Source organism: Streptosporangium sp. NPDC002721 (assembly GCF_042888905.1).
Lineage (GTDB): Bacteria > Actinomycetota > Actinomycetes > Streptosporangiales > Streptosporangiaceae > Streptosporangium.
This window is the reverse complement of record NZ_JBIAQI010000025.1, coordinates 55,434-68,102: the sequence shown is the minus strand read 5'-3', so window position 1 is coordinate 68,102 and position 12,669 is coordinate 55,434. Positions and strand designations below refer to the sequence as shown.

General features: G+C 71.6%; 10 protein-coding genes. 3 read left to right on the top strand and 7 right to left on the bottom strand.

All coding sequences use genetic code 11. The features are described from left to right. Position 1 precedes the first annotated feature (1 nt). The 6 genes from ACFYWM_RS31895 to asnB form a co-directional block, all read right to left on the bottom strand. On the bottom strand, positions 2–1,045 hold the full coding sequence (locus ACFYWM_RS31895; RefSeq protein ID WP_389921249.1) for an MraY family glycosyltransferase: 1,044 nt from the start codon (positions 1,043–1,045) through the stop codon (positions 2–4). Next, complete coding sequence (locus ACFYWM_RS31890) at positions 1,042–2,031, bottom strand: NAD-dependent epimerase/dehydratase family protein (RefSeq protein WP_389921247.1); 990 nt, start codon at positions 2,029–2,031, stop codon at positions 1,042–1,044. Before ACFYWM_RS31890 ends, ACFYWM_RS31895 begins: the two co-directional genes overlap by 4 nt. Positions 2,032–2,088: 57 nt before the next feature. Continuing rightward, positions 2,089–3,054: an NAD-dependent epimerase/dehydratase family protein gene (locus ACFYWM_RS31885; RefSeq protein ID WP_389921245.1), complete on the bottom strand. Its 966-nt coding sequence runs from the start codon at positions 3,052–3,054 to the stop codon at positions 2,089–2,091. Beyond that, positions 3,051–4,232, bottom strand: coding sequence for a glycosyltransferase (locus tag ACFYWM_RS31880; protein ID WP_389921242.1), 1,182 nt, complete (start codon positions 4,230–4,232; stop codon positions 3,051–3,053). Before ACFYWM_RS31880 ends, ACFYWM_RS31885 begins: the two co-directional genes overlap by 4 nt. Before the next feature lie 140 nt (positions 4,233–4,372). Further along, positions 4,373–5,773: a lipopolysaccharide biosynthesis protein gene (locus ACFYWM_RS31875; RefSeq protein ID WP_389921240.1), complete on the bottom strand. Its 1,401-nt coding sequence runs from the start codon at positions 5,771–5,773 to the stop codon at positions 4,373–4,375. Further along, complete coding sequence (asnB, locus tag ACFYWM_RS31870; RefSeq protein ID WP_389921237.1) at positions 5,758–7,668, bottom strand: asparagine synthase (glutamine-hydrolyzing); 1,911 nt, start codon at positions 7,666–7,668, stop codon at positions 5,758–5,760. Before asnB ends, ACFYWM_RS31875 begins: the two co-directional genes overlap by 16 nt. A gap of 411 nt (positions 7,669–8,079) precedes the next feature. On the opposite strand from asnB, the gene ACFYWM_RS31865 reads away from it, so the two are divergent. From ACFYWM_RS31865 to ACFYWM_RS31855, 3 genes are all read left to right on the top strand, one after another. Then, positions 8,080–9,117, top strand: coding sequence for a methyltransferase domain-containing protein (locus ACFYWM_RS31865; RefSeq protein ID WP_389921235.1), 1,038 nt, complete (start codon positions 8,080–8,082; stop codon positions 9,115–9,117). Between the two features lie 209 nt (positions 9,118–9,326). Further along, positions 9,327–10,535 (top strand): hypothetical protein, encoded by a 1,209-nt coding sequence (locus ACFYWM_RS31860; protein ID WP_389921233.1) that lies wholly within the window; start codon positions 9,327–9,329, stop codon positions 10,533–10,535. Between the two features lie 28 nt (positions 10,536–10,563). Next, positions 10,564–11,709 carry a glycosyltransferase gene (locus ACFYWM_RS31855; protein WP_389921231.1) on the top strand — a complete coding sequence of 382 codons (1,146 nt, stop codon included), beginning with the start codon at positions 10,564–10,566 and terminating at the stop codon, positions 11,707–11,709. Here the strand turns inward: ACFYWM_RS31855 and ACFYWM_RS31850 are convergent. Then, positions 11,685–12,554, bottom strand: a complete 870-nt coding sequence (locus ACFYWM_RS31850) for a sulfotransferase family protein (RefSeq protein WP_389921228.1) — start codon at positions 12,552–12,554, stop codon at positions 11,685–11,687. The two genes, ACFYWM_RS31855 and ACFYWM_RS31850, sit on opposite strands and share 25 nt — an antisense overlap. Positions 12,555–12,669: the final 115 nt, after the last annotated feature.

The window sequence follows — 12,669 nt, the reverse complement described above, 5'->3', positions numbered from 1 at the left end:
GTCAGTGCCGCCTTTCGCGGATCTTCGGGAGAGGTTCGGAGGAGAGGGCCGGTATGCGCGGGCGCCCGCGCCCGTCCCGCAGCAGACAGGTGAGCACGACGGCGATCGCGCAGGCCGCGGCCGTCGCGACGAGCGGGGAGACCCGGTCCAGGACCATCGCCAGGCAGAGGGCGCCGGAGATCGCCGCGATCGCGCCGAGCGCCGCCGCGACCGCGCGGACGCCCAGGCCGGCCCGGCGCAGCCGGTGGGACACGTGGTCGGTGCCGCCCTGCAGCGGCGAGCGGCCCGCCAGCATGCGGGAGACGAAGACCACGCAGGTGTCGAGGGTCGCCAGGAAGGTCGGCAGGAACAGCCCGGCGACCGTCGCGTCCGGAGAGCGCCCGCCGGACAGGACGGCCGCCGAGCAGGCCAGCGTGAATCCGATGAACAGCGATCCGGAGTCGCCCATGAACACTCTCGCGGGCTCCCAGTTGTACGGCAGGAACCCCAGGCAGGCGCAGGTGAGCGCGCACAGGAGCAGCGCGAGCGCGGTGTGGCCCTGCGCCAGGGCGGTGGCCGCGAGGAGGGCGGCGGTGACGGCGGTGACGGTCCCCAGCGCGCCGTCCATGTTGTCCAGCAGGTTGAAGGAATTCGTCATCACGACGATCCACACCACCGTGAGGACGCCGTCCAGCCACGTCCCGGTCACGGTCGCCTGGACACCGGAGAGCACCACCCCGATCGCCACCACGGTCTCCACGGCCAGCCTGGTGACCGCCCGCAGCGGGGCGATGTCGTCGATCAGGCCGAGGACGGACACCGCGGCCGCGGCGAGGAGGATCGCGGTGATCTGCAGGTCGGCGAGACCGAGGGCGACCAGGGTGGGCACGACGGTGCCCGTCACGATCGCGATGCCGCCGACGTACGGGGTCGGGCGGGCGTGCACCTTGTGCCCGCCGGGGTCGTCGGTGAGGTTCCAGCGGACCGCGAGCCGCCTCAGCGGCACGACGGCCGTGGCGCTGAGCGCGCAGGCCGCTCCCGAGGCGAGGGCGATGGTCCCGCTCACGGGGTGGACGCCGCCGGTTCCCCGGAGGCCTCCCTGATGATCTCGGTGAGGATCTCGTCGAGGCTGCGCCGCGGGACCCAGCCGGTGAGCGCGCGGAGCTTCGCGGTGTCGGGAACCCTGCGGGTCATGTCCTCGAACCCCCGCTCGTAGGCCTCGGAGTAGGGGATGAGGTCGATCCCGGAGGTGGACCCGGTGAACTCGATGATGAGCTTCGCCAGCTCCATGATGCTCACCTCGTCGCCGGAACCGATGTTGAAGGTCTCCCCGACCGCCGCGTCCTCGTCGAGCAGCTTGAGCAGCGCGTCGACGACGTCCGCGACGTGCGCGAAGCAGCGGGTCTGGGTCCCGTCGCCGAACACGGTCAGCGGGACGGCCGAGAGCGCCTGCCGGACGAGGCTCGGGATGACCATGCCGTAGCTCGGGCTCTGCCGCGGGCCCACCGTGTTGAACAGCCGGACGATGATCGTCGGCAGGCCGCGCTCCTTGTGGTAGGCGTTGGCGAGGATCTCGTCGACGGCCTTCGCGGTGCTGTAGGCCCAGCGGACCACGGCGGTACTGCCCAGGACGCGGTCGGCGTCCTCGCGCAGCGCGCCCGAGGAGTTCTTGCCGTAGATCTCGCTCGTGCTGGTGATCAGGATCTTCTTCCGGTACCGGTGCGCGGCCTCGATGACGATCTCCGAACCCCGGATGTTGGTCGTCAGGGACCGCAGCGGCTGCTCGACGATCAGCTTGACGCCGACCGCGGCCGCCAGGTGGACGACGACGTCGCACCGGTGGACCAGCTCGTCGACCATGAGCTCGTCCAGGACCGAACCGTGCACGAAGCGAAGGTTCGGGTGCGGCCGGAGGTTCTCCAGCCGTCCCGTCGAGAGGTTGTCCAGGACGACGACCGAGTCGTCGCGGGCGAGCAGGGCGTCGGCCAGGTGCGAGCCGATGAATCCGCTGCCGCCCGTTATCAGATATCTGGTGGGTGGTGTCTTGCTCACGGGCTTCTCCTCATCATGTGCTTGGAGAGATCTCTGTCGTCGGCGGGAGGCGGCCGCTCACGCCTGCATGCCGGCCACCGCCTCGACGTTGTCGGCCCGCGTCCTCTCGAACCAGGCCACCGTCGTGCGGAGCCCGTCCTCCAGGGAGACGGGCCGCGCGCCGGGGAACAGCTCGCGCAGCAGGCGGGCGGAGGCCTGGGACTCCCGGACGTCGCCCCTGCGCGGAGGCAGGGAGATCGGCTCCACCACCCGGCCGATGATCTCGGAGAGGACGTCCATCAGGTGCCGCAGGGAGACACGGGTGCCGAAGGCCAGGTTCACCGGTTTCGCGCTCGTCACCCGGCGGGCGGCCGCGTCGGCGAGGACGCCGGTCACCGACTCCACATAGGTGAAGTCCCGCGCCTGGCCGCCGTCGCCGTACAGCGGGACCGGCTCGCCCCGCAGCGCCGCCGAGACGAACGCCGGGATCACCGCCGCGTAGGCGTGCCCGGCGCTCTGCAGCGGCCCGTAGACGTTGAAGAAGCGGAACGGCAGGACCGGCAGGCCGTAGCTGTGCGCGTAGGCCAGCGCGTAGGCCTCCGCGGCGAGCTTGCCGGCCCCGTACGGGCTGAGCGGCCTGGTGGCCAGGTCCTCGTGCTTGCGGGGCTCGGGACGGTCGCCGTACACCGAGGAGGAGGAGGCGAGGATCACGTGCGGCCTGCTCGCGCGGCAGGCCTCCAGCACGTACAGGGTGCCGGTCGCGTTGACGGCGTGCGAGGCGAGCGGGTCGGCCAGCGACCGGGGCACCGAGGGCCTGGCGGCGAGGTGGACCACGTGCGTGGCGCCGGCCACCAGGTCCGTCAGCAGGTCCCGGTCCAGGATGCTGCCGACCACGACGTCGGCCTCGACGCCCTCGAGGTTGGCGAGACTCCCGCTGCTCAGGTCGTCCAGCACCGTGATGTTCCCGACGTCGGGCCTGGCCGCCAGCACCCGGCAGGTGTGCGCGCCGATGAAGCCGGCGCCGCCCGTCACCAGTACCCTCATCGGCCGTTCCCCCGCGCGAGAAGGTGCCGGCCGCGCGTCTCGCACAGCGACCGGTAGAGGTCCTCGGTGTCGGAGACGAGGCGGTCCAGGTTGAACGCGTACGTCGTCCAGTCGCGGGCCGCGCCGCCCATCCGGCGGGCGAGGCCGGGATCGGACAGCAGGCGGACGGTGTGCGCCGCCAGCTCGTCCGGGGCGGGGCCCGACAGCAGGCCGGTGTGCCCGTCCCTGACGACCTCGGAGACGCTTCCCACCCGGGTGGAGACCACGGGGGTGCCCGCCATGCCCGCCTCGACGAGCGTGAGCGGGGTGCCCTCGTTGTCCGAGGTGAGCAGGACCACGTCGGCGGCGGCGTAGACCGTCTGCACGTCCCCGCGCCAGCCGAGCAGGTGGAAGGAGTCGCGCACGGTCTCGGCGTCCCGCTCGACCTGGCGGCCGAGCTCGCCGCCGCCGCACATGAGGAAGTGGCAGCCGGGGATGCGGCCGAGCACGGCGTGGGCAACGGCGACGAACCGGTCGGGCCGCTTCACCTGGGTGAGGCGGCCCACGTACGCCACCACGGGCGCGTCCTGCGGCAGGCCCAGTGCCGCGCGGGCCGCGCCGCGATCGGGGACGGGGCCCGGCCGGACCCCGGGCGGGATGACGACGTACTGCTCGGGACGGCCGATCCCCGCCTGGAGTAATTCGTCCCTCACCCTGGCCCCCACCGTCACCAGCCGGTCCGACATGGAGGCGAGGATCCGTTCCGAGCCCACGTACAGGCCGCGTCTGACCGGTGAGAAGTAACCGTGCAGCAGGTGGCCGTGGAAGACGTGCACCCGGGCCGAGCCGACGCGCGACAGCCGGGCGGCCACCCGTCCCAGGGCGCCGGCCTTGGCCGTGCGGGTGTGGACGATGTGGGGGCGGAAGGTTCGCATCGCGCTGACCAGCCAGAACAGGGCGCGGTAGTCGTCGCCGGGATCGATGGCGCGGCCGAGACCGGGCACCCGGTGCACCGGTTCCCGCATGTCGTGCAGCAGCAGGTGGTCGCCCTCGTGGCCGTCGACGTGGCCGGTGTAGAGGCGGTGGTCGAACTCCTCGCGGTTCAGCCGCTCGTGCAGCCCCGAGACCTGGGTCGCTGGACCGCCGACGTTCATCCGCGCGATGATCTCCATGACACGAATCCGGCCGTCTGGCTTCATAGGGGCTCCTTGGGGACAGGCCTGGCTCACGTCGGAGAAACTAGTTCTCCGCCAGATCCGTCCGCCGACACCATCACGGTGGTGGCGCGATGTTTTCCCTACTCCCTACCTAAACGTGATCCAGCCCGGACACCTGGGTCTTACCAGCTCTTTCTCCTTTGCCTGCGGGTACCTTGAAATTCTCGGGGCGGATCGGGAAAGGACGAGGCCGGAACGGGGCGGCTCGCGCCGGAGAGCGCCGGGACCACGGAGCGCAGGTCGGAGAGCCGCGGCAGCAGTTCGAGCACCCCGGTCGCGGTCCTCCTGGCGAACCAGGTGATCTCGGCCGCCGCCATGGCGGTGTAGGCGGCGCTCGCGGCCAGGGCGGCGCCCGTGGCCCCCCACCGGGGGATGAGCAGGGCGTTCAGGGCCAGGTTCGCGGCGAGGGCGCCGGAGGCGACGGCGGTCATGGTCATCGGGCGGTCCAGCCGTACCAGATACTGCTCGACCGGCCGGAGCAGCGACAGGGCGACGATGCCGGGGGCCAGGAGGAGTATGGGCGTCACGCTGCCGGCGAACGCGGGACCGTAGAGCAGGGGGACGAGCACGGGGGAGGCGGCCGACAGCGCGCACACGAAGACGGAGGACAGCAGCAGGTTAAGCCGCAGGACGCGGACGCTGACGGCCCTGGCGTCGCGCTCGTCCTCGACCGCCTGCCGGGGGAGCGCGACCTGCGTCACCGCGTCGGCGGGGATCCGCGAGAAGGTCAGGAACGCCGTCCCGACGGTGTACAGGCCCACCTCGGCGGGGGAGACGAGGGCGCCCAGCAGGAAGATGTCGGCGGTCAGCAGGAGGTGGAACGCCGCCAGCCCGACGTGGTACCGGCACGACAGGGTGAGCTGGCGGCGGGCGAGTGCCGGTTCCACGCGCATGGCGCGCAGGCCGAGCGGCCGCAGGAGCAGCCAGAAGGGCGCGCTCACGGCGGCCGTCCAGCAGACGACCACCGCGGTGACGGTGAGGTGTCCCGTCGCCGCGAGCACCAGGACCGGCAGGTTCAGGACGAGCGCGGACGTGACGACCCCCCGGTTGACGAGGTCGGTGCGCGACCGTAGCAACGCGATCCCGTTGAGGTTGACCGCCGCGACGCCGAAGGGCACCGCGAGCAGGACGATGACGAGCAGGTGAGGGGAGGGGAGGGGGAGGAACGCGGTCACGACCGCCAGGGTGACCGCGGCGGAGACGAGCCCGAGGACCAGCCCGAGGACCAGGCCGTTGCCCGCCAGGGCGCGGTGCCGCGCGGGGTCCGGCCACAGCGCGATCTGCGACCTTCCGATCGACAGGTTGCCCAGGACGACCGCGATCCCGCCGGTGGTGGCGAGCATCGCGTAGACGCCCCGGCCCTCGGGCAGGAGGGTGCGCGCTATCAGGACGCCCGTCATCGCCGCCAGCGTGAGCCGCAGGACGTGGCTGGCCATCGTCTGGACGGCCTGGGTGAGGGCGGTGCTCCCGTTCGGGGCCCCGGGCGTCCTCGGGGCCCCGGGGATCTTCAGGGCCCTGGGCATCCGATCTCCGCCATGACGGAGCCGCCCGGGACGGCGTGCGCCCGGTGCCATAGCTCGAACTGCAGCAGCGCCCACAGCCGGTCGCCGTGGTCTGCTCCGGCGGCGTGCTGCCGGAGCAGACCCTGGACCGTCTCCTGCCGGAACAGCCCCCTGCCGCGGGCGGCGCCGTCGGTGAGCACGTCGTGGGAGAGTTCCCGCAGATCGCCCCTGAGCCAGGTGGCGAGCGGCACGCCGAACCCCCGCTTGGGGCGGTGCCGCAGCCGGCCCGGCAACCAGGGGGCGACCGCCCGCCGCAGCAGCAGCTTGGTCCGCCGGTCGCGGACCTTCAGCGGGTCGGGGAGCCCCGCCGCCCACTCCATCAGGCGGTGGTCCAGGAACGGCGAGCGGGCCTCCATCGAGTTGGCCATCGTGGTGACGTCGACCTTGACCAGCAGGTCGTAGGGCAGGTAGGTGGTCGTGTCGACGTCCAGGACGCGGCCGAGGGCGGTCACCGCGGACGAGTCCCGGAAGGTCTCCTCCAGCAGCCCGTGGCTGTCCACCCCCGCCAGCCGCTCGCGGAGCGCGGGAGTGTAGAGCTCGGCCTTCTGCCCGGCCGTGAAGCAGGACATCAGGCCCGCGTAGCGTCGTGACGGGTGCTCCCCGGCGAACCGCATGACGCGGCCGAGCGTCCGGAGCGGCGATCCGTACCCGCTGCGCTCGGTGACGAGGGTGCCGGCGCGGACGGACGCCGCAGCCAGGGCGCGGGGCATGGCCGGGATCCTGCCGGCCTGGTTCATCAGGGCGTAGCGCTGGTAGCCGCCGAAACTCTCGTCGCCCCCGTCGCCGTTGAGCACGACGGTGACGTGCCGGCGGCTCAGCCGCGCCACGTGGAAGCAGGGGACGGCCGAGGAGTCGGCGAACGGCTCGTCGAAGTGCCAGGCGAGCAGGGGCAGGACGCCGAGGAGGTCGGCCGTCATGACGAGTTCGTGGTGGTCGGTGGAGTAGCGCTCGGCGACCAGCCGGGCCTCGGAACGCTCGTCGTAGCGGTCGTCCTCGAAGCCGACGCAGAACGTCTTGACCGGGTCGCGGCTCTGCATTGCCATGGCCGCCACCACGGCCGACGAGTCGATCCCGCCCGAGAGGAACGCCCCGATGGGACGCTCGCTCACCATGCGGATCCGGGTCGCCTCCAGGATCAGCTCGCGCAGGCGTTCCTCCTCCTCCCGCTCGTCCCTCACCACCCGCGGGGTGCGGTCCAGCTCCCAGTAGCGGTGCGTGGTGACCCGCCCCCGCTCCCAGACCAGCACGTGGCCGGGGGGCAGCTTGTGCACGCCCTGGTAGATCGACCACGGCGCGGGGACGTAGCGGTAGGTCAGGTAGTGGTGCAGCGCCACGGGGTCGATCTCGCGGCGCATGCCGGGATCGCGGGCCAGGGACTTAAGCTCCGAGCCGAACCAGATCGAGGTGTGGTCGGACCTCCAGTACAGCGGCTTCTTCCCGGCCCGGTCCCGGGCCAGGACCAGCCGCCGCCGGTCGCGGTCCCAGACGGCGAAGGCGAACATCCCCCGCAGCCGGTGGACCATGTCGACGCCGTACTCCTCGTAGAGATGGGCGAGGCACTCGGAGTCGCCCGTGGAGCGCAGGCGGTGGCCCCGGCCCGCCAGGTCCCGTCGCAGCTCGGCGAAGTTGTAGATCTCACCGTTGAAGACCGACACGACCCGCTCGTCCTCGCCGTAGACGGGCTGGTCGCCGGTCGCCACATCGATGATCGCCAGCCTGCGCATGCCGAGCGCCGCGTGCTCGTCCTCGTGGAAGCCGGAGCCGTCGGGACCCCGGTGCGCGATCACCTCGCACATGCGGCGGACGAGTTCGGGATCGGGATGCGACATCGACGCCATTCCGGCTATCCCGCACATCGGGCCCTCCATTGCTTGCCGGTGCCCGCGACGCGCGGTGCCGCGACCCGCGGTGTCCGCGACCCCTGACACCCTGCCTCGTGCCTTCGTGACGGGCAGGGGCGTCCGGTGCCCCGTCGTAACCGCGATCTCGCCGAGAGTAACCGACCCCGGCCGCCCGCGGGCGGTTGGCGCGGGGGCGTGTCGCGGTGAACTCCAACCGCGGGTAAGGATCACGGAGATCATTGCTCGCGCGCGAGCCGCCGGAGGCCTCCCGGTGGTCATGACGTGCGAGCTTGTGAACGAACGCCGCGAACGGCATGACTCCTCGCTCGTCGTGGGCGCCCGGTGCGCTCCTGCTCGCCCGCCTGGCGGACGCCCGCGGCGGGACACCGGGAGCCGTTCACTCCCTCTCGTCGAACGGGTGGTCGGATGACCTTTACGGAAGACACGACGGCCGACACGGGTGCCGGTGTCCTCCGGCACCCCGCCTTGTGCTGTCCCCGGTGCGGTGGTCCACTCCGCGAGGAGGCCGAGCCGCTTGGCGGTGGTCCACTCCGCGAGGAGGCCGAGCCGCCGTACGGGGGCGGGCTGCGCTGTGCCGGGTGCGGGGCGGGTTATCCCGTCGACGACGGGATCCCGCGGTTCGTCCCCCGGGACAACTACGCCGGGGGATTCGGGTTCCAGTGGAACCGGCACCGGCTGACGCAACTCGACTCGTACGTCGGCATGCCGATCTCACGCGACCGGCTGATGACGGGAAGCGGCTGGTCCGCGGACGGGCTGCGGGGCCGGAGCGTGCTCGAATGCGGCAGCGGAGCGGGACGCTTCACCGAGGTGCTGTGCGAGACGGGCGCCCTCGTGACCTCCTTCGACATCTCCAGCGCGGTCCACGCCAACGCCGCCTCGAACGGCCGTTTCCCCAATCTGAGACTCGTCCAGGCGAGCGTCTACGAGCTGCCGTTCCCCGAGGAGTCGTTCGACTTCCTGCTCTGCCTCGGGGTCATCCAGCACACCCCGGACGTGGAACGGACGTTCAAGACCCTGTTCCGCTACCTGAGACCGGGAGGCGGTTTCTGCGTCGACGTCTACGCGGCGGTGATCGCCTATCCCCACCTGCGGCAGCTGATCCGCCCCTTCACCAGGCGGATGCCTCCCGAGAGGCTCTACACCCTCGTCGAGAGGGCGGTGCCGCGCCTGCTGCCGCTGTCCATGGCGCTCAGCGCCGTCCCGGGCGTGGGACAGGGGCTCGCGCGGCTGGTGCCGGTGGCCAACCACCGGCATCTCGGCCTAGGGGACGAGGAGACGATGCGGAACTGGTCGGTGCTGGACACGTTCGACTGGCTGGCGGCGCGGTACGAGAAACCCCAGCCCCGGCGGCGGATCAGGCGCTGGACGGAGGAGCTGGCCCTGAGCGACGTCTCGATCGTGAGACGGCGCGGGATGTACGTGATCCGCGGCGTCAAATGATCGGCCGGCCGGGAGGCCTCGGGCTCCCACGGCGCCCACGCGGGTGTGTCCGGCGGATTCCTCCCGGGGGTTTCGCCGGCACGCCGGCCGGGTGGCGTGCCCAAGGCGCATGACCTCGATGCGTTTCTAAGGTGATCTCATTCATGGAGTATTTTCTCATCTTCTTGATGGCGATATTTCTGGTTTTTCTTACCTATGCCAGTTTGGGGATGGAACAGGCGAACCGGGTGATCCCGGTGCTGCTCCTCGCCTTCACCGCCCGCCTGGTCGTGCACGTCCTGGTGATGCAGCCCCGCCTCATCGAGTACGGCGGTGACAACCGCGTCTATCTGGCCAGGGCGCTGGAGGTCGCCGCGTACTGGAGGCACGAGGGTTTCCAGTTCGTCACCTCCGACCAGATCCCCTCCATCTACTCCATGGAGGTGCCGTGCAACCTCTTCGGAATCGTCGTCTATCTGTGCGACGGACCGGCCACGCTGGCCTGCACGGCGGTCCTGGCCACCCTGACCGGCGGGCTGTGCATCGTCATGTACAGGTTCGCGCGGATCGTGGGGGCCGAGGAGCGGGCGGCGTTCCGGCTGCTGGTCGTGGTCGCCTTCCTGCCCGCCCTCCTGCTCCACACGTCCGACACGTTCAAGGACGGCATCAACGCGTTCCTCGTCGTGGCCTGCCTGTGGCTCGTGGTCTCCAACGTGCGGCGCTTCGACGTGCGGAAGCTGGTCGCCGTGATCCCGCTGCTGTGGGCGCTCTGGCACGTGAGGCCGTACATGGTGCTCATGTGCGCGCTGCCCCTGGTGTTCGGGCTCTCCCCGGTGAGGCGCAAGCTCTCCGTCCACTCCCTGGTCGTGTCGACCCTGGTGCTGATCCCCGTCCTGGTGCTCATCGCGCAGGCGGACGGCGGGGCGTCCTTCACGGCGCTGCAGGAGCAGCTGGACCAGGGCCAGTCGGAGATGGTCCGCAGGTCAGGCGCGGAGGGCGGCTCCGGCGTGCTGTTCGAGGACGGCGGCGACGCGTGGGGCGCGCTCGTGCCGAAACTGTTCTACACGCTCCTGGCCCCGTTCCCCTGGACGCCGGGCAGCATGGCGCTGCAGCTGGGAAAGGTGGACACGCTTCTGTGGTACTACCTGCTCTACAGCGCGCTGCGCGGGGCTCACCGACTGTGGAGGCACAACCGGGCGCTGCTGTTCGCCCTCGTGCTGTTCGTCGTCCCGGGCACGATCGCCTACGCGACGACGATGTCGAACATCGGCCTGATCTTCCGCCAGCGGATGCCGATCATGCTGGTCGTCAGCGTGCTGGCCGCGGTCGCGTGGACCGAGGCCGGTCGCGGGATGCGGCCCCGGTCCCGCCCGCCCGCGCCCGCGCCGCGTCCCGGCGTCGCGCCCCAGCCCGTCGCCGGATCCCGGGCGGCGCGGTGACCCCGCCGCCTCGAACAGGAAGGACGCGATGAGGGATCTTCGCGTGTGCGAGGTCGTCAAGACCCTCGACCCCGGGGGCGTCGAGGTGCTCCTCGTCGAGCGGCTGCGGCGCGCCCCCGGGGTGAACAAGGAGTACACGGTGGTGTGCCTCCAGGTGTCGACCGGGGAACTCGTGCAACAGCTGCGGGCCTCGGGGATCACGGTCGTCGACCTCAGCCCGCACGCCCGCCCGCTGGCCTACGCCCGCCTCGTCGGAACGGTCCGGCGGCTCGCCCCCGACGTGCTCAACGCGCACTCGCCGACTCCCGCCGCGGTGCTCTGGCCGTTCGCCCGGATCACCCCCCGGCGGCCGGCCCTGGTGTCGACGGTCCACTACTGCAGGCGGCCGGCCACCGCCCGGTTCGGCCGCCTGACCGAGGCGGTCAACCTGCTCCTCGACTACCTCGTCCGGAGGCTCGACGACCGGACGGTCGCGGTCTCGTCACAGGTGGCACGCTCCCCCTCCGTCCGGGGAGCACGCCGCCTGCTGACCCGGGTGCACGGCGTGGACGTCATCGGGCAGCGCTCCTGGGCGATGCGCGCGGACATCGTCAGGCGCCGGTTCGACGTGCCGGAGGAGGCGTTCCTGGTGGTCTGCGTCGCCAACTTCCGGCCGGAGAAGAACCACGCGTTGCTGGTCAGGGCCGCCGCCGAGGTCCTCCGCGCACGGCCGGACGCGCTCTTCCTGCTGGCCGGGGACGGACCGCTGCGGGAGGGGATCGTCCGCGAGGCGGAGCGGCGCGGGCTGGAGGGCCGGGTACGCGTCCTGGGGCCGGTGAAGCAGGCGAGGAGGCTGGTGGCGGCGGCCGACCTGCTGGTCCTGAGCTCGCACTACGAGGGGCTTCCCGTGGTCGTCATGGAGGCGCTCGCGGCCGGGGTGCCGGTGGTCTCCACCAGGGTCGGCGGGATACCGGAACTGGTCTCCTCCGGCTGGAACGGGATCCTGACCGAGCCGGAGTCGCCGGAGGCCCTGGCCGCGGGGATCCTCACGGCGATGGAGCCGGCCACGCATCGCCGGCTGCGGTCCGGGGCCGCCGCCAGCTCGGAGAGCGTCGAGATCACGGGGACGGCCGAATGGTTCGAGCACCTCTACGAGGAACTGGCCCGAGCTCAGACGCGGTATCCGAAGTCGTGAAGGTGCCCGGCGAGGGAACGGTCGAGCAGCGCGAGCTGCGACGGGGCGAGGTCGTGCCGGAAGGCCTCGCGCCGGGCGGAGGTGAAGACGTGGCGCGCGAAACTCCGCTCGAAGCCGGGTGTCCAGGCGAGCCCGAGGAAGTCGAGGATCACGTCCGTCTGCTTGCGCGGGTCGGCGAGCAGGTCCTCGTAGCGAACCTGCAGCCACAGGTCCGGCGGGACGGCGGCCCGCGCCGTCTCCGTGGCGTCCATCAGCAGCTTCCAGCCGATTCCCGCGAGATGGACCTGCGAGCGTCCCGCCTCCTGCCACTCCCTGGAGTAGGCCTCGGGCAGGGGGCCGAAGTGCCATCCCGGCGCTCCGAGGTGCCCGCGCCACCACGGCATCTGCAGCCACGAGTTGGCCACCGCACGCCCGTCGCGCACGATGTGCACGAAGCGCGCCTCGGGGAACACCTCGTGCAGGAACGCCGCGCGGGGCCACCCCGTGAACTTGTGGACGTAGCGCCCGACCCGTTGCGCGGCGGCCCGGCTCCCGAAGAAGGTCCTCAGCCGCTCCTTCAGCCACGGGGTGACGTCGGCGGCCGAGAGGTCCTGGAAGGAGTCGACGATCAGTGGTGAGACCTCACGCCTCAGCGCGCGGTGGGCCTCGCACGGGCGCAGCCGTTTCTCCGGGAAACGCGCGGGCATCCGCCGGTAGACCTTCCCGCTGACGCGCTTCGCCGAGTCGGGGACCCGGGAGAACCGGTCGTCCAGGTTGGTGACGAATCCCACGCCGGGATGGCCGGTGAGCACTTCATGAAGGAGTGTGGAGCCGCAACGACCGCTGCCGACGAGAAAATCGAGCATTTTCTTCCCCGTTCCGAGTGGTGCCGGAAAACGATCCGGTTCGCCGGAACCGGGCGGGGTCTCCGACGCTAACACACCCGCCTGAGTCGTCGTCGGATGTCATCTTCGTCGGCCC

What these genes read in the sequence shown, in the direction of transcription:
- ACFYWM_RS31885 (WP_389921245.1), bottom strand. Translation starts at nt 3,054, where the DNA reads ATGAGGGTACTGGTGACGGGCGGCGCCGGCTTCATCGGCGCGCACACC.
- ACFYWM_RS31880 (WP_389921242.1), bottom strand. Translation starts at nt 4,232, where the DNA reads ATGAAGCCAGACGGCCGGATTCGTGTCATGGAGATCATCGCGCGGATG.
- ACFYWM_RS31875 (WP_389921240.1), bottom strand. Translation starts at nt 5,773, where the DNA reads ATGCCCAGGGCCCTGAAGATCCCCGGGGCCCCGAGGACGCCCGGGGCC.
- asnB (WP_389921237.1), bottom strand. Translation starts at nt 7,668, where the DNA reads ATGTGCGGGATAGCCGGAATGGCGTCGATGTCGCATCCCGATCCCGAA.
- ACFYWM_RS31865 (WP_389921235.1), top strand. Translation starts at nt 8,080, where the DNA reads ATGACCTTTACGGAAGACACGACGGCCGACACGGGTGCCGGTGTCCTC.
- ACFYWM_RS31860 (WP_389921233.1), top strand. Translation starts at nt 9,327, where the DNA reads ATGGAACAGGCGAACCGGGTGATCCCGGTGCTGCTCCTCGCCTTCACC.
- ACFYWM_RS31855 (WP_389921231.1), top strand. Translation starts at nt 10,564, where the DNA reads ATGAGGGATCTTCGCGTGTGCGAGGTCGTCAAGACCCTCGACCCCGGG.
- ACFYWM_RS31850 (WP_389921228.1), bottom strand. Translation starts at nt 12,554, where the DNA reads ATGCTCGATTTTCTCGTCGGCAGCGGTCGTTGCGGCTCCACACTCCTT.